Consider the following 21,971-nt stretch of genomic DNA (forward strand, 5'->3'; position numbering starts at 1 on the left):
AGGATCCCCTCACCGACGCCTGCGAGGTGAGCTGTCGGGTTCGGGCCGGTTGAGTTGCCCGGCCGCGCCCCTCCCGGGACACGGCTTCACCCCTAGCCCTTCCGGCGCAACTGGCCGGTCGGGCACCTACCTTGGGTCCCCCGCTCCTGCCTACGGCGCTTGACGCGACGACTGTTCCCGTACGGCCGCTGGCAGGATTCGGCGTTGCGGCAGCCGGGGCTCGTGGTGACGAGCGGTCACGACCGTAGCCACGCGATCCGCCGAATTTCAAAGACGATCAGGGCTTCTGAGATCTATCTCTCACGGGCATCAAACGGGACATTCAGTGTGAAGCAGGACGCGAACTCGCACGGTTTCGGGGCGACTTCCACCCCCGTTTCCGCACTGCCCGAACCGCTACTTCCCGTCCGCTTCGCCCTCTACGGTGAGCTTCTCACCGGGGCGGATGAGGTTCGGGTCGCCGCCGACGGCCTTCTTGTTGCCGTCGTACAGCTCGTGCCATCCGCCGCTGATGTCAAAGGACTCGGCGATGGACCAGAGGCTGTCGCCGATGCCCACGATGTAGGCACCTTGGGACGAGTCGCCGGAGCCCTCGTCGCCGCGGTCGTCACGCGAGGCGTGACGGCCCGTGGACTCGTCCGTACGGCCATCCTCGGGCGCCTGGGTCTCGTCGGCGCTGGGGCCGCGGTGGCGGCCGGAGCCGGTGTCGGTCCCGGTGGGCTCCGAAGAGTCCCCGCTCTGCCCCGAGTTGTCGGACTTGTCGCTCTCGGGCGTCGCCGACGGGGAGCTGCCGGACCCCTCGCCCCGCGAGGCGGACTCCTCGGATTCAGATGACTTGTCTGACTTGCCGGATTCGTCCTTCGAAGTCGACGACTCGTCAGAAGACGGCGACTCGGACGACGAAGGGGATGACCCGAGAGAGTCGAGCAATCCGGGTGACTCCGACGCATCAGATGATTCGGATGAGTCCTCCGAGTCGGACGACTTCTTGTCCTGCTCCAGGCCTGAGAGCAGTCCGCAGGTGCGCCAGGCGCCGACCCCCTGGTCGGCGAGGATTCTCTCGGCCACGGCTATCTGCTGGGAACGGCTGGCCAGATCGGCGCTCGGGGCGTAGTCGAGGCCGCCGTGGTTCTCCCAGTCCTCCTGCGACAACTGCAGGCCGCCGAAGTATCCGTTGCCGCTGTTCTGGCTCCAGGAGCCACCCGTCTCGCAGTCCGCGACCCGGTCCCAGGTCGTGCCGTCGGCCGCGCTCGCGCCGGTGGCTCCGAGGAGCGGGATCGCGATGGCGGACCCGGTCACCCCGGCCGCGACGAGGAGAGCCGGAGCCTGGCGGGGGCGACGGTGCCGACCGTTCCCGGAGAGCATACGGAGACCTTTCGCGAAGACAGCAGTGACCAGCGCTCCGCAGGTTTTCCCGGGTCGCACTGATGATGGGTGAACGTATAGGCAGACGATCACTTGTCACAAGTTAATGCCGCGTAGATCACGTGAAGATCACAGCCCTGACGGCGTGTCACCTTTGGATGCGGGCGTGAACTCCACCGGCAGGGTGCGCAGCCCGCGCATGATCAGGCCGCCGCGCCACCTCAGCTCGGCCGGGTCGGCCGCGAGCCTCAGGTCCGGGAGGCGGGTGAGCAGGGTGGCGAGGGCGGTCTGGCCCTCCAGGCGGGCGAGCGGGGCGCCGAGGCAGTAGTGGATGCCATGGCCGTATCCGAGGTGCTGGTTGTCGCGGCGGGCGAGGTCGAGCACGTCCGGATCGGCGAACCGCTCCGGGTCCCGGTCCGCGGCGGCCAGGACGACGAGGACCGGGTCTCCGGTCTCGATGCGCTGCCCGCCGATGGTGAGCGGCTGCGTGGCGAAGCGCCAGGTGGCGAGTTCGACGGGGCCGTCGAAGCGCAGGAGTTCCTCGACACCGGTCTCCAGGAGGCCGGTCTCCCCCGCGGCGAGGGAGGCCTGGAGCCGGGTGCGCTGCTCGGGGTGGGTGAGCAACGCGTAGGTGCCGTTGCCGATCAGGTTCACGGTCGTCTCGAAACCGGCGAACAGCAGGATGAAGGCCATGGCGGCGGCCTCGTTCTCGGTGAGGTGCTCGCCGTGGTCGGAGGCCCGGATGAGACCGGAGATGAGGTCCTCGCCGGGGGTGGGTTCGGCGGGGAGCGCCTCCCGCTTGCGGTGGATGAGGTCGGCGAGGTAGCCGCGCATCTTCTTCACGGACCGCGCCACGCCGCCCCGGGGCCCGCCCTGGTGACGGATCATCATGCCCGCCCAGTCCCGGAAGTCGTCCTGGTCCTCGCGGGGGACGCCGAGCAGGTCGCAGATGGCGTAGATGGGGAGCGGGAAGGCGAACTCGTGGATCAGGTCGGCGGACCCCCGCTCCGCGAACCCGTCGATGAGACCGTCGGTGAGCTCCTGCACCCGCTGCTCGAACTCGGCGACCCGGCGGGGCGTGAACGCCTTGGACACGAGCCGCCGCAGCCGGGTGTGGTCCGGCGGATCGATGTTGAGCAGATGCGTCATCAGCTCGGCCTTGCGCTCACCCGGGATACCCGTCTTGCCCTTGGCGTGCGCGGGTTCGCGGTGATGCGCCGGGTTCTTGGAGAGCCGGTTGTCGGCGAGGGTCTGCTTGGCGTCGGCGTACCGCGTGACCAGCCAGGCCTCCACACCGCTGGGCAGCTTGGTCCGGTGCACGGGGGCGTGCTCGCGGAGCCAGGCGTAGGCGGGGTAGGGGTTGCTCGCGAACTCCCAGGTGAAGAGGTCGGGAGCGGCGGCGGGCGGGCTGGGCCGGTGCTGGTCGGTCACTCCTCGACCGTATCCGGCCTTCCGGGGCCGCCCTGCCTCGGTCCGCTCAGCCCTCGGTCTCCCTGATCGCGTCCCGGTAGGCGCGGGCCGCCGCTCTCAGGGCCGCCTCCGGGTCCACGCCCTCCGACTCGGCGCGGACCGCCAGGGCGAGGAGGTCGTAGCCGATGCCTTCGACGGGTGGGAGGGGTATGTCCAGGTTCGCTGTGCGGGCCCGGGAGGCCAGCTTGGCGGCGAGGGCCAGGCCGGGCTGGCCGAGGGGGATTCCCTCGGTGACGGAGGTGCGCTGCTTCTCGACCGCCTTGGTGCGCAGCCAGTGCTCCTTGACCTCCTCGGGCGTGGTGGCCGTCTCCTCGCCGAAGACGTGCGGGTGGCGGTGGATCAGCTTGGCGACGATGCCGCCGGCGACGTCGTCGATGGAGAAGGGCGCCTCCAGGTCCTCCTCGGCTATGCGGGCGTGGAAGACGACCTGGAGGAGGACGTCACCGAGCTCCTCGCGCAGTTCGTCGCGGTCGCCCTCCTCGATCGCCTCGACGAGTTCGTACGCCTCCTCGATGCCGTACTTCGCCAGGCCCTTGTGGGTCTGGCGGGACGACCAGGGGCACTCGGCGCGGATGCGGTCCATGACCTGGACGAGGTCGAGGAGGCGGGCGCCCGGCAGGTCGTAGGAGGCGGGGAGCAGCTCCAGCTCGGGCATGTCGACGCGGCCGGTGCCGGCGAGGCGCGCCAGGCCGTCCGTGAGGGCCGGCTCGCCCTCGCCGGTCGCCACGACGACCACCGTGCGGCCCCCGGCGCAGGCGTCGACCAGCTCCTGGGCGGCCGGGGACGCCTCGTCCACCGCTATCCCCGCCTCGCGCAGGTACGGCAGCTGGGGGTGGGTGCCGTCCGCGCACAGCACCCGGTCGGCCGCGCGCAGTGCCTGCCAGGCGGGCCAGGAGAGCAGGCCGGGGGCGACGCGGTGACTGGTGGTGAGCAGGACGATGCGGCCGGGGGTGGGGGTGGTGGCGGGAGTGGCTTCGGCGCTGGTTGCGTTCACGGTTCGAAGCTATCCCACGTCGCCGACAGCCCCCGAAGTTATCCACAGGCCCCGCGGAGGAGCGCCCTACATGCCCTGCTGCGTCTGGGCCGTCGTCACGTCCCGCACCCACGGCGTCTTCGCGTCGGCGCGGCTGCTCTTCTGGACGTCCCAGGCTCCGTAACGCGGGTTGAGGTCGACGTCCAGGTCCTTGGAGGCCTCTGACAGGGCCTTCCAGAACTCGGGACGGCTGGTGTCCGTGTTGAGTTTCTCGGCGAGCTTCTGGGCCTCCAGCTGGAGGCGGAGGTTCTCTTCCAGGCGCTCCGGCGGGACGCCGTACTGCTGGAGCCAGGTCGTCTCCAGCGCCTTGGCCCCGCCGGCCTGCTCCTCCAGGCCGGACCGCATCTCCTGGATCTCCTTGCGGGTGACGGTCACCCCGGCGTTCTCGGCCGCGCGGTGCAGCACCCGGTCGAGGATCATGGTGTGCAGGGTGTCGCGGGTGAGGGTGCCGGTCCGGGCGATGGCCTGCTGGTACTGGGCGTCGTCCCGCACGGTCGCCCGCTGGGCCGCGCGTACCTCGCCGACCCGCTCCTCCAGCTGGGAGACGGTGATCCGCTGCCCGCCGACCACGGCCGCGGCGCCGGGATGCGCGTCGTTCCCGCAGGCGGTGAGGAGGGGCGCCGCGACGGCGATCGCGGCGGTGAGGACGAGCGCGGTGCGACGGCGGCGGTGCAAGGGAACCTCCTGGGGAGATTGCAACAACAGGTGCGGCGCGTAGCGCCTCCGCCAGGGGTGATGGTCGGGCGACGGGCGGGCGCACAAGGTCTTGCGTTGATCGATGTTAGGCAGTGAGCAGGCTCTGGCCAACCCATTCGACCAACGATTCACCAGGACTTCCGGCACCGCCGCGCCGTCCCCGGGCCGGTGGTCAGCCGCGGACCTGCCCCAGCCACTGCAGCGTCCGGCGGATCTCCGCGCCCAGCGGGTGGCCGGCGCCGTGCGTGCGCTCCACGTCGTGCAGCAGCCGGGCGAGGGTGTCGTGGGCGGCGCCGCGGTCACCGAGAGCGAGCAGGAGATGGCCGATGCGGCGGCGGACGTCGTGCGCGAGTTCAGGGCCGCCGGCGGCGACGTACTGGTTCTCGTAGTAGGGCAGCACCGCCCGGTACTCGGCGAGCGCGGCGGCCGGTTCGCCCAGCTGTTCGAGGCACTGGGCGGCCTCGTAGCGGAAGCGCAGGGACTGCGGGTCGGCCTGGCCGGCCTCGGCGGCCCGTTCGTCGGCGAGGCGGCGCAGCTCGGGCAGGGCGCGCCGGTACTGGCCGTCGTCGAGGAGCGTGGCCGCGTACTGCTTGCGCAGGGTGCGTACGACCGGGGAGTGCTCGCCGTGCTGTTCGGCGGCGGCGGGCAGGGTCGCGCCGAGGATGTCGACGGCCTGGGTGATGCGGCCCTCGCCGAGGAGCCGCTTGACCTCGTCGACGGCGCGGGCGATGTCCGTCTTGCCGGGCGTCTCGGTGACGGGCGTGGCGGGCGCGGGCTGGGGCGCCGGGGTGCGCGCCCGGTCCGGCCAGGGGGCGTGCGGGCGCAGGAACGGGCGGGTGGGGTCGAGAGGTGCTCCGGTGGGCGTCCCGCGCGCGGGCAGGAGCAGCTCCAGATGCTCGTACACCTCCTGCGCGGAGGCCGGCCGGTGCTGCGGGTCCTTGGCGAGGAGGCGCAGGACGAGGGCCTCCAGGGCCTCGGGGACCTCGGGGCGGGTCCGGCGCACGGGCAGCGGGGGCTCGTACAGGTGCCGGTGCAGTACGCCGAGCGCGGTGGAGCCGGCGAAGGGGACGTCGCCGCTGAGCAGTTCGTGCAGGACCACGCCGAGCGCGTACAGATCGGTGTAGGGGCCGACCGCACCGCCCATCGCCTGCTCGGGGGCCATGTAGGCGGGTGAGCCTATGGGGGTGCCGGTGTGGGTGAGGCGGGTGGTGTCCGTGTCCATGACGGAGGCGATGCCCAGGTCGAGGACGGTGACCGTGCCGTCCTGCTTCACCATCACGTTGCGCGGCTTGAGGTCGCGGTGGACGATCGGCACGGCGTGCACGGCGCTGAGCACGGCGCACAGTTGCGCGGCGACCGCGACCGCCCACTGCCACGGGTACGGGTCCTGCTCCGCGAGATGGTCCCCGAGGTCGGCCCCGTCGACGTACTGCATGACGAGGAACAGCTCCTCGCCCTCACTGCCCGCGTCGTGCACCGTGACCAGACCCGGGTGGTCGACCTGGGCGGTCACCCGGCACTCGCGCACGAAGCGGCGGCGCAGTTCCTCCGCGTCCTGTCCGGCCACCTTGTCGGGGCGCAGCAGCTTCACCGCCACGCGCCGGTCGAGCCGCTGGTCGTACCCCGTCCAGACCTGGCCCATGCCGCCCTGGCCGAGGAGCGTGGACAGCTCGTAGCGGCCGGCGACGACACGTCCCGCCGCCGCGCTCACCTGCCGCCCTCGGGGTTGCCGTCCCGGTGGCCTTCGCCCTCGTGGCGGCGCAGGTAGTCGCTGAGTTCGTCGAGTTCGGCGCGTACCTGGTCGATGCGGGCGGGGGCGGGGCGCTGCGGCGACGGCGGTACGGGGCCGGGGGGAGGGGTGTCGCCGGCGACGGGTGCGTGCGGCGGCTGCTGCTGTGGAATCGGAGTGGACGTCGGAGCGTAGGGCGGCGCGGCGGGGTGCGGATAGCCGTACGGGGTGTGCGTCGCCGTCTGCGCGTGGGGCGACGGATAGCCGGTGAACTGCCGTGGTCCGCCGTGGTGATGGCCGATGTCCACGATCAGGAAGTAGATGGAGGCGCCCAGGCCGAGCAGCAGCATCACGGCCAGCGCGATGTCGGTCCGGTAGTCGCCCTCCGGCAGTGTGCCGATCACCGCGAAGCACGCGATGGACAGCGGCAGACTCACCCAGGCCAGCGCCCAGTGGAGGCCCCGGCCGCGCAGGACGGCCACCCGGAAGAGCGGTACGCAGGCCAGCACTCCGCACGTGAGGAAACCGGCCGCGGCGAACAGCACGCGCAGGGAGATGACCGTTGCCGCGCTGCGGGGAGGCGGGGCCGCGCCGTGGCCGTACATGACTGCTCCTGGACCGGTGTAGCCGATGGGGACGGGTGTGCGAATGGCAGAGCCCGGATGGGAGTCCGAGCGTATAGCCCGACACGGACGACCCGTCACGGGTTGTACCGAACCGTTGTCGTGCTGATCACTTCGCGCCGGTCACACCTCCGCCCCCGGCCCTCACAAGGGGTGCCGCATCCACACGTTGGGCTCGACGTACACGGCGTACCCGCGCGCGGGCTCGCAGCGCACCGGCACCAGACCGCCGGGCACCTCGATGTCGCCCTCGGTGTCGAAGGGGAGCCCGGTCCAGCGGCGCCAGTGCGCCAGTGAGGCGGCCACCGTCATGGACGTGGGCGCCACGGAGTCGATCGTGGCGCCGGCCCGGGCGTGGACGCGCAGCCACGGGTCCTGGGGCAGGCCGTCGGGGCGCACGCGGCGGGCGTACTCCTCGATCGGGGTGTGCGGTTCCAGGTGCTTGGCGTTGGGGCGGACCGGGGCGACGACCTCGCTGAAGCCGTGGGCCCGGGCGTTGTCGCGCATGGCCGAGAGCATCACAGCGGACAGACCGCGGCCCTGGGCGTGCGGGGCGATGGAGACCGAGACCGCGCTGACGGTGTCCGGGCGGACACCGCGGCGCAGGTCGGAGAAGGCCCATACGAGGACCGTGTCCCAGCCGCCCGCGGGCAGTTCGCCGCGGCCCTCGGCGCCGAGCGCGAAGGGCACGCTGTAGGCGCTCGCCACGACCTCGCCCCGCTCGTCCTCGGCGAACAGCACGTACTCGGGGACTTCGGCGGCGATCCGGGGGAAGTGCGCGGCGCCCACGAGGTCCTGGATCACGAACTCCGGCCAGGTGTCCGCCATCCCGGCGACCCGCTCCGTCATGTCGGGGCGGTCGGCGAGGGTCGATATCTTCGGCTGCATGCGGTCACGCTAGGCGAGCGGGCGCCCACCCGGAATCGAATTACCCGGCGGGAACCCGGTCCGCCGCCTGGGGCGACTTGGCCTGGCGTGCGGCCACCGCCATGACGACGACAGAGGTCAGGGCGATCCCGGCGCCGGCGTAGAGCGGTGCGGTGTAGCCGAGGCCCGCCGAGATGGCCAGGCCGCCGAGCCAGGCGCCGAGGGCGTTGCCGATGTTGGACGCGGACACGTTGGCACTGGCGGCCAGCGCCGCCCCGCCGGCGACGTCGGTGACGCGGGTGATCATGCCGGGCACACTGGCGAACCCGGTCACCCCCATCAGGAACACCAGGACGACGGACGCGGTGGCGCTGTGGGCCAGCAGTCCGAACAGGGCCAGGGTGAGGGTGAGTCCGAGCAGGGCCAGGATCAGGGCGCGGTCCCGGTCGCGGTCGGCCGCGCGCCCGCCGACCAGGTTGCCGACGACCAGGCCGACGCCGTACACCATCAGCAGCCAGGCGACATCCGCCGGGGCGAAGCCGCTGACCTCGGTGAACGTGTACGCGATGTAGCTGAACGCGCCGAACATGCCGCCGTAGCCCAGCGCGGTGGCCGTCAGGGTCAGCCAGACCTGCGCGGACCGGAAGGCCCGGAGCTGGTCCCGCAGGCCGCTGGGCGGTGCCGGCCCCCGCTCCCCCGCCCGGCCGGGGACGAGTGCGGCGATTCCCGCCATCGCGAGCACGCCGATCGCGGTGACCGCCCAGAACGCCGCCCGCCAGCCCCAGCGTTCACCGACCAGCGCACCGAACGGCACGCCCAGCACGTTCGCGACCGTCAGCCCCGCGAACATGACGGCCACGGCCCGGGACTTCCTCTCCGGCGCGACCAGGCTCCGCGCGACCAGCGAGCCGATCCCGAAGAACGAGCCGTGGCACAGCGCCGCCACGATCCGGCCGAGCAGCATCACCGGATAGTTCGGGGCGGCGGCGGAGAGCAGGTTCCCGATGACGAACAGCGCGACCAGGCCGACCAGGACCGGCTTCCGGGGCAGCCGTGCCGTCGCGGCGGTCAGCGCGATCGCCCCGACCGCGACACTCAGGGCGTACCCGGAGATCAGCCACCCGGCAGCCGCCTCGGACACTTCGAAACTCGACGACACCTGTGGCAGCAGGCCGGCGATCAGGAACTCGGTGAGTCCGATCCCGAAGCCGCCGAGGGCCAGGGCTATGAGTCCGGACGGCATTCTTCGCTCCCCCTTCGCTCCCCCTTCTCTGTCGTACGCACTATCGCGTGCGCACGAACCGTGCCCGCTCGCCCGCCGGAAGCAGCTCGGTCGCGTACCGCACGGTGACGCGCGGCAGTTCGGCCTGATGGCGTTCGAGGAACGTCACCAGCAGGGGCGCGTCCCGGCGGCCGATCTCGCGCAGCATCCAGCCGAGCGCCTTGTGGACCAGCGGTTCCGGATCCCGGCACAGCCCGCGCACCAGGTGGAACGTCGGCTCGAAGCGTCCCTCGCGGATCAGTGCCAGCGTGGCGACCACGGCGATCCTGCGGTCCCACCGCCACGCCGACGCGGCGAGCCGGTCCAGGATCTGCGGGGCGTCCGACGGACCGTCCACCAGCCAGGGCCCAAGCACGACATGCGCGGAGGCGTCCACCAGGTCCCAGTTGTCCACGCAGTCGGTGTGTGCCAGGTAGAAGTCGACCAGCGCCGCACGCTCCGCCCCACGCGCCTTCCGCATCCGCTCGGCGAGGACGAGGAGCCCGGCGAGCCGCTCCTCGTGGACGCGGCTGCGCAGCAGGACCTCCACGTCCTCCAGTGCCAGGTCACGGTGGGCCCGGGCCAGCCCGCGCAGCGCGGGCACGCGCACGCCGAGCAGTTCGTCGTCCTCCGGGGGACGGAGCACCCGCAGTTGCTGCACTCTGGCCCCGGGTTCCGCGAGCCCCCGGAGCTCGGTCCGCAAGGTGTCGAGCGAATCGGCCGTCATGACGAAGGACGCCAGACCCTTCACCCCCCGCACTGCCGCAGCATCATCTCCTTGTCGGCGGCCGTCACGGGCAGGTCGTACTCGAGGGAGACCTGGGCGAAGCGCACCGAGTAGGAGCAGCGGATCGTCTTGTTCGGCGGCAGCCAGGACGCGGGGCCGGAGTCGCCCTTCGAGCTGTTGGTGGGGCCGTCGACCGGGACGAGATTGAGCGGGTCGTTGGCGATGGACTCCCGCTTGTCCTTCGTCCAGCGCGCGGCGCCCATCTGCCAGTCGTACGACAGGGGCATGACGTGGTCGATCTGGACCCTCGTCGCACGGGACTTGGTCCACTCGATGTCCTTCCCGGCGTACGGGTCGTGCAGCGTCAGCGCCATGACGACGCAGTCCGACCCGGACCGAAACCGGAGGTCCTGCCCGTCGCGCTTCAGGAGGTCGTTCCGCGTGTCACAGCCGTTGCGCGAGAAGGGAACGTCGCGGGGCGCCGAGTCCATCCAGGCGTAGCCGAACTCGTCCCGTTCGTATCCCGTCCTGGGGCCGCGCCCCTTCGTCGCCACCTTCTCGATCAGGGCGCGTGCCTTCGCCCGGTCGGCGGTGGAGGTGATCGCCGCGAGCCCCGGCTTCGTGCCGTCCGGGTTGTCCAGCGGGTTCACCGCCCGGTCGTCACCGGCGGCCGCCGCTCCGGAACCGGAGGGTCCGCCGCCGTCCGCGGGCGGGGCCAGGCCCTCGCAGCCGGCCAGCGTCGAACCGGCGAACACCATCGCGACAGCCAGCGCCGCCCCGCCCCTCAGACGCGTCACCGTGCGCCCCTCCCCTGCTTGTCCGTGCCTGGTCCACGGTAGCGAGGAAGAGGTCCAGACCACACCCGTCCTAAATGGGCATACCTCGCATGTCACGCGTATCGTCGGTCCTGAATCACTTTCCGAAGGAGTTCTGCATGGGCATCTTCGACAAGTTCAAGAGCCAGGGGCGGCACAAGGGCAAGCAAGGCTCGGACGCCGCCGAACAGAAGGTCAACGAGAGGACCGGCGGCAAGTACGAGGACCAGGTCGACTCCGGGCAGCAGCGGGTGGAAGGCTCGCTCGGCATGGACCGGGACCGCGACCGGCCCGACCAGCAATAAGGCCCCTCCTCCCGCAGAGGCCGTCCGTGGGAGACGCGTACGCACCTCCCACGGACGGCTTCCGACGTTCCGGGGGCGGCTTCCCACGCGGGGCTTGACCTTGACATCGGCGTCAAGGTCGGACGATCACCGCATGACATCCCCCGATCCGAAATCCTCGGCATCCCGCGATCCGAAGACCCCGGAAGCCCCCGATCCGAAGACCGCGGCATCCTCCGATCCCAAGACCGCCCGAACCGTGCTCGTCACCGGCGCCGGCACCGGCATAGGCCGGGCCACCGCCCACACGTTCGCCGACGAGGGCGCGCACGTCGTGGCGGTGGGCCGCCGCGCGGCGCCCCTGGCCGAGACCGCCGCCCACGCCCCGTCCCGCATCAGCCCGCTCGCCGCCGACATCACGGCCGAGGACGGCCCGGAGACCATCGTCCGTACGGCGCTCGACCGGCACGGCCGTATCGATGTACTGGTGAACAACGCGGGCATCGTCAGCACCCAGTCCCTGCGCACGTACACGCGTGCCGCCGTCGAGCCACAGCTGGCGACGAATCTCCTCGCGCCCCTCCTGCTCACCCAGGCCGCGCTCCCGGCGCTGGAGGAGAGCCGCGGAGTGATCGTGAACGTGACGACAGCGGTGGGACAGCGCGGCTGGCCCGGCAACTCCCTGTACGCGGCCGGAAAGGCGGCCCTGGAGGTGCTCACGCGCAGCTGGGCGGTGGAGCTCGCCCCGCTGGGGATCCGGGTCGCCGCCGTGGCCCCGGGCGCGATCGACACCCCGATCGGTGACCACGCCGGTCACACCCCCGAGCAGCGCGCCGCGATCCGCTCGTGGCAGCTCGCCCACACACCGCTCGGCCGGGTCGGCCACCCCGCGGAGGTGGCGTGGGCGATCGCCCGACTGGCCTCGCCGCAGGCCTCGTTCATCACCGGCGTGGTACTTCCGGTGGACGGCGGCGCGCTCGTCACATGAGACTGACGCGCATGGCCGGACATCGAATGCGGATCGGCGAGCTCGCCGAGGCGGCCGGCACGAGCCCGCGCGCCCTGCGCCACTACGAGCAGGCGGGCCTCATCACCTCCGAACGGGCCGCGAACGGCTACCGCCTGTACGACGCCACCGCGGTGGTCCGCGTCCGCAACATCCGGCAGCTGCTCGACGTGGGGCTGACGCTCGACGACGTACGGGTGTTCCTGCCGTGCCTGGACGGCGATGTCATGGCCGGACCCGCCTCCGGCCGGGCCGTGCGGACCGCCGCCGAGCGCCTCGCCGTGCTGGACGCGCGCATCGCCGCGCAGGTGGCGGTGCGCGACCGGCTGGCGGCGGTCCTTCGCACTCAGGGCGTCAGGACCCCAGCACCGACGTCAGGAACTCCCCGACCCAGCCCAGCAACTCCCGCCCGACCAGCGGCTTTCCGCCGACCTTCGCGGTCTTCGGGCGCGGCACCAGCACCTGGTGCGCCGCCGGCTTGATGACCGTCCCGGGATAGAGCCGCTTGAGCCGCAGTTCCTGCGATTCGCGCAACTCCACGGGGGCGAAGCGGATGTTGTTGCCCTGGAGCACGATCTCGCCGACGCCGCACGCACGCGAGAGCATCCGCAGACCGGCGACGAGCAGCAGGTTCTCCACCGGTTCGGGCAGCTTGCCGTAGCGGTCGACGAGTTCCTCGCGGACGGCCTTGACGTCCTCCTCCGTGTTGGCGGAGGCGATGGCGCGGTACGCCTGGAGACGGAGCCGCTCGCCCGGCGCGTAGTCGTGCGGGACGTGCGCGTCGACGGGCAGCTCGATCTTGACCTCGAGCGGCGGCTCCTCCTCGATCTCGCCGGTCTCCAGCTGGCGCCGGTAGTCCGCGACGGCCTCGCCCACCATCCGTACGTACAGGTCGAATCCGACGCCCGCGATGTGGCCGGACTGCTCGCCGCCGAGGAGGTTGCCCGCGCCTCGGATCTCCAGGTCCTTCATCGCCACGTACATGCCCGCGCCCATCTCGGTGTGCTGCGCGATGGTCGCGAGCCGCTCGTGCGCGGTCTCGGTCAGCGGCTTCTCCGGCGGGTAGAGGAAGTACGCGTAACCGCGCTCGCGGCCTCGGCCCACCCGGCCGCGCAGCTGGTGCAGCTGCGAGAGCCCGAAGTTGTCGCCGCGCTCCACGATGAGCGTGTTGGCGTTGGAGATGTCGATGCCGGACTCGACGATCGTCGTGGAGACGAGTACGTCGAACTTCTTCTCCCAGAAGTCGACGACGACCTGCTCGAGCGCCTGCTCCGACATCTGGCCGTGGGCGGTGGCGATGCGCGCCTCGGGGACGATCTCGCGCAGCCGGGCAGCGGCCCGGTCGATCGACTCGACCCGGTTGTGGATGTAGAAGACCTGGCCCTCGCGCAGCAGTTCACGGCGGATGGCGGCGCCGATCTGCTTCTCCTCGTAGGGGCCTACGAAGGTCAGCACCGGGTGCCGCTCCTCGGGCGGGGTGGTGATCGTCGACATCTCCCGGATGCCCGTGACCGCCATCTCCAGGGTCCTGGGGATCGGGGTCGCGGACATCGTCAGGACGTCGACGTTCGCCCGGAGCTTCTTCAGCTGCTCCTTGTGCTCGACGCCGAAGCGCTGCTCCTCGTCGACGATGACCAGGCCCAGGTCCTTGAACTTGGTCTCCGAGGAGAACAGCCGGTGGGTGCCGATGACGATGTCGACCGAGCCCTCGCGCAGGCCCTCCAGGACCGCCTTGGCCTCGGTGTCGGTCTGGAAGCGGGAGAGCGCCTTCACGCTGACCGGGAACTGCGCGTACCGCTCGCTGAACGTCCCGAAGTGCTGCTGCACCAGCAGGGTCGTGGGCACCAGGACGGCCACCTGCTTGCCGTCCTGGACGGCCTTGAAGGCGGCCCGGACCGCGATCTCGGTCTTGCCGTAGCCGACGTCGCCGCAGATCAGCCGGTCCATCGGGACCGTCTTCTCCATGTCGTCCTTGACCTCGGCGATGGTGGTGAGCTGGTCGGGCGTCTCCGCGTAGGGGAAGGCGTCCTCCAGCTCGCGCTGCCAGGGGGTGTCCGCCCCGAAGGCGTGCCCGGGGGCCGCCATGCGCGCGCTGTACAGCTTGATGAGGTCGGCGGCGATCTCCTTGACGGCCTTCTTGGCGCGGGCCTTCGTCTTCGTCCAGTCGGCGCCGCCCAGGCGGTGCAGGGTGGGTGCCTCGCCGCCGACGTACTTGGTGATCTGCTCCAGCTGGTCGGTGGGGATGTAGAGGCGGTCGCCGGGCTGGCCGCGCTTGGCGGGCGCGTACTCGACGACCAGGTACTCGCGGGTCGCGCCCTGCACGGTGCGCTGCACCATCTCGATGTAGCGGCCCACGCCGTGCTGCTCGTGGACGATGTAGTCGCCCGGCTCCAGGGTGAGCGGGTCGATGGTCTTGCGGCGGCGGGCAGGCATCCTGGCGCCTTCGCGGCCCGCGGCCCGCTGGCCGGTCAGGTCCGTCTCGGTCAGCACCGCCAGTCCGAGGGCCGTGTCGACGAAGCCGTGCTCGATCGAGCCGCACGCCACGTGCACCAGCGACGGGGAGATCTCCGCGAGGTCGGAGTCGAGGCGGGCCGCGATGCCCTCGCCGCCCAGCACCTCGACCGTACGGGCCGCCGGGCCGTGCCCCTCGGTGACGAACACCGTGCGCCAGCCGTCGGCGAGCCAGCCCTTGGTGTCGGCGAGGGCCTTGGCGGTGTCGCCGCGGTAGGTCTCCGGGGCGTGCATGCCGAGCTTGAGGGTGTCCCCCGCCGCGTCAGCGGCAAATGTCTCCGTGAGCTCCTCGTCGGCGGCGAACGGCGACACCGACCACCACATCATGTCCAGCTCGCGGGCCCGGTCCCGGACGTCGGCGATGGACCACAGGGAGGCCGCGCCGACGTCGATGGGCGCCTCTCCGCCACCGGCGGTGGCCGCCCAGGAGGCCTGGAGGAACTCCTGCGAAGTGGCCACCAGGTCCGAGGCGCGTGTACGGACCCGCTCCGGGTCGCACACGACGGCCATGGCGCCCTTGGGCAGCACGTCGAGCAGCAGTTCCATGTCGTCGACCAGGACCGGGGCGAGGGACTCCATGCCCTCGACCGCGATCCCCTCGGCGATCTTGCCGAGCAGCTCGCCCAGCTCGGGGTGCTGTTCGGCCAGGGCACGCGCACGCGCGCGGACGTCCTCGGTGAGCAGCAGTTCGCGGCACGGCGGCGCCCACAGACCGTGCTCGGCGACTTCGAGGGAGCGCTGGTCGGCGACCTTGAAGTAGCGGATCTCCTCTACGTCGTCGCCCCAGAACTCGATGCGCAGGGGGTGTTCCTCGGTGGGCGGGAACACATCGAGGATGCCGCCGCGCACGGCGAACTCGCCGCGCTTCTCCACCAGCTCCACGCGCGCGTACGCGGCGGCCCCGAGGGCGTCGACGATCTCCTCGAGGTCGACGGTCTGCCCCGGCCGCAGGGCGACCGGCTCCAGGTCGCCGAGGCCCTTGACCTGCGGCTGGAGCACGGAGCGGACGGGGGCGACGACGACGGAGACCGGGCCGGTCTCGGGGTCGTCGGGGCGGGGGTGGGCCAGGCGGCGCAGCACGGCCAGGCGGCGGCCGACGGTGTCGCTTCGAGGGCTGAGCCGCTCGTGCGGGAGGGTCTCCCAGGAGGGGTACTCCACGACCCCCTCCGGCGGGAGGAGGGAGCGCAGGGCCGCGGCCAGGTCCTCGGCCTCGCGGCCCGTCGCCGTCACCGCCAGCACCGGGCGGCCCGTGTCCCGGGCCAGGGCGGCGACCGCGAAGGGGCGGGCGGCCGGGGGGCCGACCAGGTCGACGTGCATGCGGTTGCCGTCTGCGGCCGCGCTGATCGCTTCCGCGAGGGCGGCGTCTTGGACTACGGCGTCGAGCAGACCGTGCAGGCTCATTCGGGCTTTTCCGTCCGGCTCATTCGGGTTTTTCCGTCCAGGGTGGACATCACGACGGGCCCGACGCGCGCCGCGGGCCGGGGGTCTCCAGCGTACGACGCTGCGCGGCCGGGCGGCGGGGGCTGTGGATAACGCCCCGTCTCAGGTGCTGGGCGTCGGTGTCCTGGCCCACCAGGGGGCTCCGCCCCCTGGACCCCCGGTACCTACGCCCACCCGCCGCCCGAAGCGGTCGAGCAGGAAGCCGGGCTCGCGGGGCCGCACAGCACCCGGCGCCGGGGAGTCATGGACTCCCCGGCGCCGGTCCCCCGCAACCCCCGTGTGCGGTGGTTCTCAGTGCGACTGACTACTCCGTCGCGATCGCGTTCAGGACGTTCATCCGCCCCGCCCGGAACGCCGGGATCAGTGCCGCGAACAGTCCCACGAACGCCGAGCCGGCGAAGACGCCGATGATCGTCGGCCAGGGGATCTCCAGGATCATCAGCCCCTCCAGCTCGAGCAGCTGCTGCGCGGTGGCGCCCCAGCCCATGCCCAGGCCGAGGCCCAGGAGGGCGCCGAAGAGGGCGATGACGACGGACTCCATGCGGATCATGCGGCGCAGCTGGCGGCGGGACAGGCCGATCGCCCGCATCAGGCCGATCTCCCTGGTGCGCTCCACCACGGACAGAGCCAGGGTGTTCACGACGCCCAGGATGGCGACGATGATGGCCAGGGCCAGCAGGCCGTAGATCATGTTGAGCAGCTGGCCGATCTGGTCCTTCAGGGCTTCCTTGTAGTCGGTCTGGTCGCGCACGGTGTACTGCGGGTAGTCGTGCATGGCCGACTTCAGGGAGGTGTAGGCGGCCTCCTGCTGCCCGTCCTTGGCGCTGACGAAGAGCAGCGAGTCCAGCGGCATCTTGTCGGCCGGGACGTACTTGGCCATCGTCGAGATGGACGTGTACATCGCGCCCGCGTCGATCACGACGTCACTGCTGGTGATCGCCCGGACGGTCAGGTCGGCCGTACGGCCGTCCTTGAACGCCACCTCGACCTTGGAGCCGAGGCTGATGCCGTGGTCCTTGGCGAACTTCTCGTGGACGGACATGGAGTCGGGCTTGTAGGCGTCGGGGAGCTTGCCGGCGACCGTCTCGGTGCGCAGGTCGGTCGCGTACGAGGGGTCGGCGGCCGTGATCGCCGTGTCCTTGAGCGTCTTGCCGTCGGGGGTGGTGAAGTCGGCCTGGGTCCACTTGTACTCGGTGACCCGCTCCACGTCCGGCGCGGACTTCGCGGCCTTGACCGCCTGCGAGGTGATCAGCTGGCCGCTGTCGGACTGGATGATGAAGTCCGTGCCGACGGTCTTGTCGAGCTGGTCGGTGGCGGACGCCACCATGGAGGAGCCGACGACGGACAGGCACGCCACCAGGGCGAGGCCGATCATCAGCGCGGCGCCCGTCGCGCCGGTGCGGCGCGGGTTGCGCAGGGCGTTGCGCTCGGCCATGCGGCCCACGGGGCCGAACATGCGCAGCAGGACGGCGCCGAGGACCCGGACCACACCGCCGGCGAGCAGCGGGCCGATGACGACGAAGCCGATCAGCGACAGCACCACGCCGAGGCCGAGCCACAGCGAGCCCTCCTTGGCCTGGTCGGCCGCCGCCGCCAGATACAGGCCGAAGGCGCCGCCGCCGGTGAGGACGGTGCCGATCGCGGCGCGGATCCAGCCGGCCTTGGCGTCCGCGGGGGCGCCCGCGTCGCGCAGCGCGGCCATCGGGGAGATCTTGCCGGCGCGCCGGGCGGGCAGGTAGGCGGCCAGGACGGTGACGATCACGCCGAGGGCCAGGCCGACCACCGGGGTCGTCCAGGCCACCGTCAGGTCGCCGGTGGACAGTTCCATGCCCATCTGGCCCATGAGCTTCATCAGGCCGATCGCGAGGCCGACGCCGGCGCCGACGCCGAGCACCGAGCCGACGACGCCGAGCAGCAGCGCCTCGGCCAGCACGGAGCGGTTGACCTGCTTGCGGGAGGAGCCGATCGCCCGCATCAGGCCGATCTCCCTGGTGCGCTGGGCGACCAGCATGGAGAAGGTGTTGATGATCAGGAAGATGCCGACGAGGAAGGCGATCCCGGCGAAGCCGAGCATCGCGTACTTCATGACGTTCATGAAGCCGGCGACGCCCTTCTGGTTGGCGTCGGCGGTCTCCTTGGCGGTCTGCACCTGGAAGTCGCCGCCGAGCGCGGCCGAGACGTTCTTCTTCAGCTGCGCGTCGCTGACGCCGGCGGCCGCGGTGACGTTGACGTTGGTGTAGACGCCGCTCTCGCCGATCAGGGTCTGCTGGGCGGTCTTCGTGTCGAGGTAGAAGATCGCGGCACCGGGGTTGGTGACGGTGAAGTCGGCGATGCCGGAGATCTTCGCGGTGTGGGTGCCCGTCGCGCTGATCACGCCGATCGGGTCGCCGAGCTTCAGGCCGTGCTTGTCGGCGGTGTCGGCGTCGACCATGATCTGGTCGGCGCTCCTGGGCGCCGCACCGGAGGTGATCTTCATGGTGCGGGCTTCGTTGCCGTTCCAGCCGCCGACGATGGTCGGCGCGCCGCTGGACGGCGACAGGTTGTCCTTGTCGGCGTCGACGACGGTCACCGAGGTGGAGAACACCGCGCCCTCGGCGGACTTCACGCCCTGCGACTTGCGGACCTCGGCGAGCACGGAGGCCGGCATGACCGGCGGCTTGCCGTTGTCGGCGGTCGTCTCACCGGTGTCGGAGGCGCCCTTGGGGCTCACCGTCACATCGGAGGAGGTGGCCGCGAAGAGCTTGTCGAACGTGGTGGACATGGTGTCCGTGAAGACGAGCGTCCCGCAGACGAAGGCCACCGACAGCAGGACGGCGATCGCCGACAGCGCCATACGGCCCTTGTGCGCGAGGAAGTTGCGCATCGAGGTCTTCATGACGGTCATGACGTGCGCCCCCGGGCGTCGAAGTCCTTCATGCGGTCGAGGACGGCGTCCGCGGTCGGCTTGAACATCTCGTCGACGATCCGGCCGTCGGCGAGGTACAGGACGCGGTCCGCGTAACTGGCGGCGACCGGGTCGTGGGTGACCATCACGATGGTCTGGCCCAGCTCGTCGACGGAGCGGCGCAGGAAGCCGAGTACCTCGGCGCCGGCGCGCGAGTCGAGGTTTCCGGTCGGCTCGTCCCCGAAGATGATCTCGGGCCGGGCCGCCAGCGCCCGTGCCACGGCGACGCGCTGCTGCTGGCCGCCGGAGAGCTGGGTGGGCCGGTGCTTGAGACGGTCGGAGAGCCCGACGGTCTCCACGACCCGCCCGAGCCACTCCTTGTCCGGCTTGCGGCCGGCGATGTCCATGGGCAGCGTGATGTTCTCTATCGCGTTCAGCGTGGGCAGCAGGTTGAACGCCTGGAAGATGAACCCGATCCGGTCCCGGCGAAGCCGCGTGAGCTTCTTGTCCTTCAGGCCGGTGATCTCGGTCTCGTCGAGGTAGATCTGCCCGCCGGTGACGGTGTCGAGCCCGGCGAGGCAGTGCATGAGCGTGGACTTGCCGGACCCCGAGGGGCCCATGATCGCGGTGAACTGGCCGCGTGCGATGTCCACGTCGACGTGGTCGAGGGCGACGACCCGGGTCTCCCCGGATCCGTACGCCTTCACGACCTGCCGTGCCCTCGCGGCAACGGCCGTACGCCCGCCAGTACCCCCGTGCCTGGGAATGGTTACAGCCGATGTCACGGTATGTCTCCTATATAGGTCGGAAGTATCTCGGTCAGCAGATGGTGAAGTGCCTCAAGTCTTCCGGCGGGGAGGGGCCGGGCGCCCTGGTGCTCAGCGCAGTCTTTTCCTGTGGAAAACCCCACCCCCGCCGGTGTGTGCAGCCGCCCCCCGACGGCGTAAAGCCAGGTTAAGGACGGCCCCCCACGCGTCTCGTCCTCCGCCGGTACGAACCCTCCCCAGGTCGTAGTACGGAGGTACCCCTAGGGGCAGTCCACCGAAGGGTGGAGTCCGTCTCGGGGTCGGCTCCACCCCACGGCCCATTCAGGCTCCACCCTCCCGTTGCGTGAGGGTCAAGTGGGAAGCTGTCGGGCGGCAGATAGGTGCAAGGGGCAGGCAGGCGCGAGGGGGAGGCACCCGGGGTGGGAAGCACCAGTTCCGCGGCACGTGAGGCAGCGCCTCCCGCCGCGACCGGCCGGCGCGGAGCCGTCGTCGCCGCGCTGATGCTCTCGATGGCGCTGGCGGCGCTCGACTCCACCATCGTCTCGACCGCCGTGCCGCAGATCGTCGGGGACCTCGGCGGATTCTCCGTCTTCTCCTGGCTGTTCTCCGGCTATCTGCTGGCCGTGACCGTCACCCTGCCCGTCTACGGCAAGCTCTCCGACACCTTCGGCCGCAAACCGGTCCTCGTCGTCGGCTCGGTGGTCTTCCTGCTCGGCTCCCTGCTGTGCGCGCTGGCCTGGAACATGGAGGCGCTCATCGCCTTCCGTATCGTGCAGGGCCTGGGCGGCGGCGCGCTCCAGGGCACGGTGCAGACGCTCGCCGCCGACCTGTACCCGCTGAAGGACCGCCCCAAGATCCAGTCGAAGCTCTCCACGGTGTGGGCGGTGTCCGCGGTCGCCGGGCCGGGCCTCGGCGGGGTGCTCGCCGCGTACGCGGACTGGCGGTGGATCTTCCTGGTCAACCTGCCGATCGGCGCGGCCGCGTTGTGGCTGATCGTGCGTCATCTGCACGAGCCGGAGCGGGAAACCGTCGCCCACGCGCGCGTGGACTGGGCGGGCGCGCTCGCGGTGTTCGCCTGCGGCGGCGTCCTGCTCGCGGCCCTGGTGCAGGGCGGAGTGGCCTGGCCGTGGCTGTCGGCGCCCTCGCTCGCCCTGTTCGGTACGGGACTCGCCCTGGTCGCGGTCGTGGTGCTGGTGGAGCGGCGGGCCGCGGAGCCGATCATCCCCGGCTGGGTGTGGCGGCGCCGCACGATCACCGCGGTGAATCTGGCCCTGGGCGCGCTGGGCCTGCTGATGGTGGCGCCGACGGTGTTCCTGCCCACCTACGCCCAGGGGGTGCTGGGCCTCGCGCCCGTGGCCGCCGGATTCGTGCTCTCCGTATGGACGTTGAGCTGGCCGATATCGGCGGCCCTGAGCCAGCACGTGTACCGCAGGATCGGCTTCCGCAACACCGCGATGCTGGGCATCGGCGCGGCGGCGCTGATCCTGTTCGCGTTCCCCTTCCTCCCCTATCCGGGGCAGGCCTGGCAGCCGACCCTGCTGATGCTGCTGCTCGGCGCCGCGCTGGGCCTGTTCCAGCTGCCGCTCATCGTCGGGGTGCAGTCGACGGTGGGCTGGGCCGAGCGCGGCACGACGACCGCGTCGGTGCTGTTCTGCCGCCAGACCGGCCAGACGATCGGCGCGGCTCTCTTCGGCGCGGTCGCCAACGGGGTGCTGGCCGCGAGGCTCGGCGGGGCGAGCGACCTCGACTCGGTGACCCGGGCACTCGACGCGGGCAGCGCGCCCGAGGCGACCCGGCGGGCGATCGCCGACGCGGTGCACGCCGTCTACCTGGGCGCCTCGTGCGCGGCGGCCCTGGCGTTCCTGGTGCTGCTGTTCCTCGCGCCCCGGAAATTCCCGGTGCTCAAGGACTGACCGTCCGTATCCTCCCGCTCATGCTGACCTTGGAACCACTCCGAGCCGATCACGCGGACGCGCTGCTGGCCTTCGAGCGGGAGAACCGGGCGTACTTCGCCCGCACGGTGCCGGACCGCGGGGACGTCTTCTTCACTCCGGCGGGGTTCGCCGAACGCCACCGGGCACTGCTGGCAGAGCAGCACGCGCGCGTGTGCCGCTTCCATGTCGTCCTCGATGAGGCGGGGAACCTGATAGGCCGGGTGAACCTGATCGACGTCGCGGACGGCAGCGCCGAACTCGGCTACCGCATCGGCGAACAGGCGGCGGGCCGGGGCGTGGCGACGGCGGCCGTCGCGCAGGTGTGCCGCCTGGCCGCCGCCGACTACGGCCTGACGTCCCTCACCGCGGCCACGACACTGGACAACCCGGCCTCCATGAGGGTCCTGAGCCGCAACGGGTTCACGCGGGTGGAGAGCGCCACCGTGGACGGCCGCCCGGGAGTCCGCTACGTACGCCGGCACCTCGACGCCGCCCCCGAGAACCCCTAGGGCGCGCCCCCGACCCGTTTCCGGGTCCGGGCACTCTCGCGGGTGACGTG

Annotated in this window: 17 protein-coding genes, 1 pseudogene and 1 riboswitch; of the genes and pseudogenes, 5 read left to right on the plus strand and 13 right to left on the minus strand. The window is 71.5% G+C overall.

What is annotated here, in order from left to right; genetic code table 11:
* Position 1: 1 nt before the first annotated feature.
* A riboswitch (cyclic di-AMP (ydaO/yuaA leader) is annotated at positions 2–168 on the minus strand.
* 228 nt (positions 169–396) lie between these two features.
* The 10 genes from ACFZBT_RS29730 to ACFZBT_RS29775 form a co-directional block, all read right to left on the minus strand.
* Positions 397–1,365 carry a transglycosylase family protein gene (locus tag ACFZBT_RS29730; protein WP_391109810.1) on the minus strand — a complete coding sequence of 323 codons (969 nt, stop codon included), beginning with the start codon at positions 1,363–1,365 and terminating at the stop codon, positions 397–399.
* Between the two features lie 129 nt (positions 1,366–1,494).
* The gene (locus ACFZBT_RS29735) at positions 1,495–2,796 is read right to left on the minus strand and encodes a cytochrome P450 (RefSeq protein WP_391109812.1); all 1,302 of its coding nucleotides are present in this window, start codon (positions 2,794–2,796) and stop codon (positions 1,495–1,497) included.
* A gap of 46 nt (positions 2,797–2,842) precedes the next feature.
* Positions 2,843–3,829, minus strand: a complete 987-nt coding sequence (locus tag ACFZBT_RS29740; protein WP_391109816.1) for a nucleoside triphosphate pyrophosphohydrolase — start codon at positions 3,827–3,829, stop codon at positions 2,843–2,845.
* A gap of 66 nt (positions 3,830–3,895) precedes the next feature.
* The gene (locus ACFZBT_RS29745) at positions 3,896–4,543 is read right to left on the minus strand and encodes a SurA N-terminal domain-containing protein (protein ID WP_391109819.1); all 648 of its coding nucleotides are present in this window, start codon (positions 4,541–4,543) and stop codon (positions 3,896–3,898) included.
* Between the two features lie 193 nt (positions 4,544–4,736).
* Positions 4,737–6,233, minus strand: coding sequence for a protein kinase (locus ACFZBT_RS29750; protein WP_391110016.1), 1,497 nt, complete (start codon positions 6,231–6,233; stop codon positions 4,737–4,739).
* Positions 6,234–6,271: 38 nt separating this feature from the next.
* Positions 6,272–6,898: a hypothetical protein gene (locus ACFZBT_RS29755; RefSeq protein ID WP_391109822.1), complete on the minus strand. Its 627-nt coding sequence runs from the start codon at positions 6,896–6,898 to the stop codon at positions 6,272–6,274.
* Between the two features lie 162 nt (positions 6,899–7,060).
* Entirely contained in the window at positions 7,061–7,804 is a 744-nt protein-coding gene (locus ACFZBT_RS29760) for an N-acetyltransferase (protein WP_391109824.1), read from the minus strand.
* 40 nt (positions 7,805–7,844) lie between these two features.
* Complete coding sequence (locus ACFZBT_RS29765; protein WP_391109827.1) at positions 7,845–9,026, minus strand: MFS transporter; 1,182 nt, start codon at positions 9,024–9,026, stop codon at positions 7,845–7,847.
* Between the two features lie 40 nt (positions 9,027–9,066).
* Positions 9,067–9,771 (minus strand): DNA alkylation repair protein, encoded by a 705-nt coding sequence (locus tag ACFZBT_RS29770; protein ID WP_391109830.1) that lies wholly within the window; start codon positions 9,769–9,771, stop codon positions 9,067–9,069.
* Between the two features lie 20 nt (positions 9,772–9,791).
* Positions 9,792–10,568 carry a DUF1524 domain-containing protein gene (locus ACFZBT_RS29775; RefSeq protein ID WP_391109832.1) on the minus strand — a complete coding sequence of 259 codons (777 nt, stop codon included), beginning with the start codon at positions 10,566–10,568 and terminating at the stop codon, positions 9,792–9,794.
* Between the two features lie 137 nt (positions 10,569–10,705).
* On the opposite strand from ACFZBT_RS29775, the gene ACFZBT_RS29780 reads away from it, so the two are divergent.
* From ACFZBT_RS29780 to ACFZBT_RS29790, 3 genes and pseudogenes are all read left to right on the plus strand, one after another.
* On the plus strand, positions 10,706–10,891 hold the full coding sequence (locus ACFZBT_RS29780) for an Rv0909 family putative TA system antitoxin (protein WP_391109835.1): 186 nt from the start codon (positions 10,706–10,708) through the stop codon (positions 10,889–10,891).
* A gap of 133 nt (positions 10,892–11,024) precedes the next feature.
* Positions 11,025–11,858 carry an SDR family oxidoreductase gene (locus tag ACFZBT_RS29785; RefSeq protein ID WP_391109837.1) on the plus strand — a complete coding sequence of 278 codons (834 nt, stop codon included), beginning with the start codon at positions 11,025–11,027 and terminating at the stop codon, positions 11,856–11,858.
* 26 nt (positions 11,859–11,884) lie between these two features.
* A pseudogene (locus tag ACFZBT_RS29790) lies at positions 11,885–12,199 on the plus strand (MerR family transcriptional regulator); the annotation flags it as partial.
* Positions 12,200–12,230: 31 nt separating this feature from the next.
* Here the strand turns inward: ACFZBT_RS29790 and mfd are convergent.
* The 3 genes from mfd to ACFZBT_RS29805 form a co-directional block, all read right to left on the minus strand.
* Positions 12,231–15,788 (minus strand): transcription-repair coupling factor, encoded by a 3,558-nt coding sequence (gene mfd / locus ACFZBT_RS29795; RefSeq protein WP_391109840.1) that lies wholly within the window; start codon positions 15,786–15,788, stop codon positions 12,231–12,233.
* 343 nt (positions 15,789–16,131) lie between these two features.
* Positions 16,132–18,711 (minus strand): FtsX-like permease family protein, encoded by a 2,580-nt coding sequence (locus ACFZBT_RS29800; RefSeq protein ID WP_391109843.1) that lies wholly within the window; start codon positions 18,709–18,711, stop codon positions 16,132–16,134.
* Positions 18,708–19,496, minus strand: coding sequence for an ATP-binding cassette domain-containing protein (locus ACFZBT_RS29805; protein WP_391109846.1), 789 nt, complete (start codon positions 19,494–19,496; stop codon positions 18,708–18,710). The genes ACFZBT_RS29800 and ACFZBT_RS29805 overlap by 4 nt, the downstream gene beginning before the upstream one ends.
* 401 nt (positions 19,497–19,897) lie before the next feature.
* Here ACFZBT_RS29805 and ACFZBT_RS29810 point away from each other — a divergent pair, with 401 nt between their 5' ends.
* Together ACFZBT_RS29810 and ACFZBT_RS29815 are read left to right on the plus strand one after the other, a co-directional pair.
* On the plus strand, positions 19,898–21,391 hold the full coding sequence (locus ACFZBT_RS29810) for an MFS transporter (protein WP_391109849.1): 1,494 nt from the start codon (positions 19,898–19,900) through the stop codon (positions 21,389–21,391).
* Positions 21,392–21,411: 20 nt separating this feature from the next.
* Positions 21,412–21,921 carry a GNAT family N-acetyltransferase gene (locus tag ACFZBT_RS29815; RefSeq protein ID WP_391109852.1) on the plus strand — a complete coding sequence of 170 codons (510 nt, stop codon included), beginning with the start codon at positions 21,412–21,414 and terminating at the stop codon, positions 21,919–21,921.
* Positions 21,922–21,971: the final 50 nt, after the last annotated feature.

Origin of the sequence: Streptomyces sp. NPDC008137 (genome assembly GCF_042957035.1) — a bacterium.
Lineage (GTDB): Bacteria > Actinomycetota > Actinomycetes > Streptomycetales > Streptomycetaceae > Streptomyces.

What these genes read in the sequence shown, in the direction of transcription:
- ACFZBT_RS29730 (WP_391109810.1), bottom strand. Translation starts at nt 1,365, where the DNA reads ATGCTCTCCGGGAACGGTCGGCACCGTCGCCCCCGCCAGGCTCCGGCT.
- ACFZBT_RS29755 (WP_391109822.1), bottom strand. Translation starts at nt 6,898, where the DNA reads ATGTACGGCCACGGCGCGGCCCCGCCTCCCCGCAGCGCGGCAACGGTC.
- ACFZBT_RS29760 (WP_391109824.1), bottom strand. Translation starts at nt 7,804, where the DNA reads ATGCAGCCGAAGATATCGACCCTCGCCGACCGCCCCGACATGACGGAG.
- ACFZBT_RS29765 (WP_391109827.1), bottom strand. Translation starts at nt 9,026, where the DNA reads ATGCCGTCCGGACTCATAGCCCTGGCCCTCGGCGGCTTCGGGATCGGA.
- ACFZBT_RS29770 (WP_391109830.1), bottom strand. Translation starts at nt 9,771, where the DNA reads ATGACGGCCGATTCGCTCGACACCTTGCGGACCGAGCTCCGGGGGCTC.
- ACFZBT_RS29780 (WP_391109835.1), top strand. Translation starts at nt 10,706, where the DNA reads ATGGGCATCTTCGACAAGTTCAAGAGCCAGGGGCGGCACAAGGGCAAG.
- ACFZBT_RS29785 (WP_391109837.1), top strand. Translation starts at nt 11,025, where the DNA reads ATGACATCCCCCGATCCGAAATCCTCGGCATCCCGCGATCCGAAGACC.
- mfd (WP_391109840.1), bottom strand. Translation starts at nt 15,788, where the DNA reads ATGAGCCTGCACGGTCTGCTCGACGCCGTAGTCCAAGACGCCGCCCTC.
- ACFZBT_RS29800 (WP_391109843.1), bottom strand. Translation starts at nt 18,711, where the DNA reads ATGACCGTCATGAAGACCTCGATGCGCAACTTCCTCGCGCACAAGGGC.
- ACFZBT_RS29815 (WP_391109852.1), top strand. Translation starts at nt 21,412, where the DNA reads ATGCTGACCTTGGAACCACTCCGAGCCGATCACGCGGACGCGCTGCTG.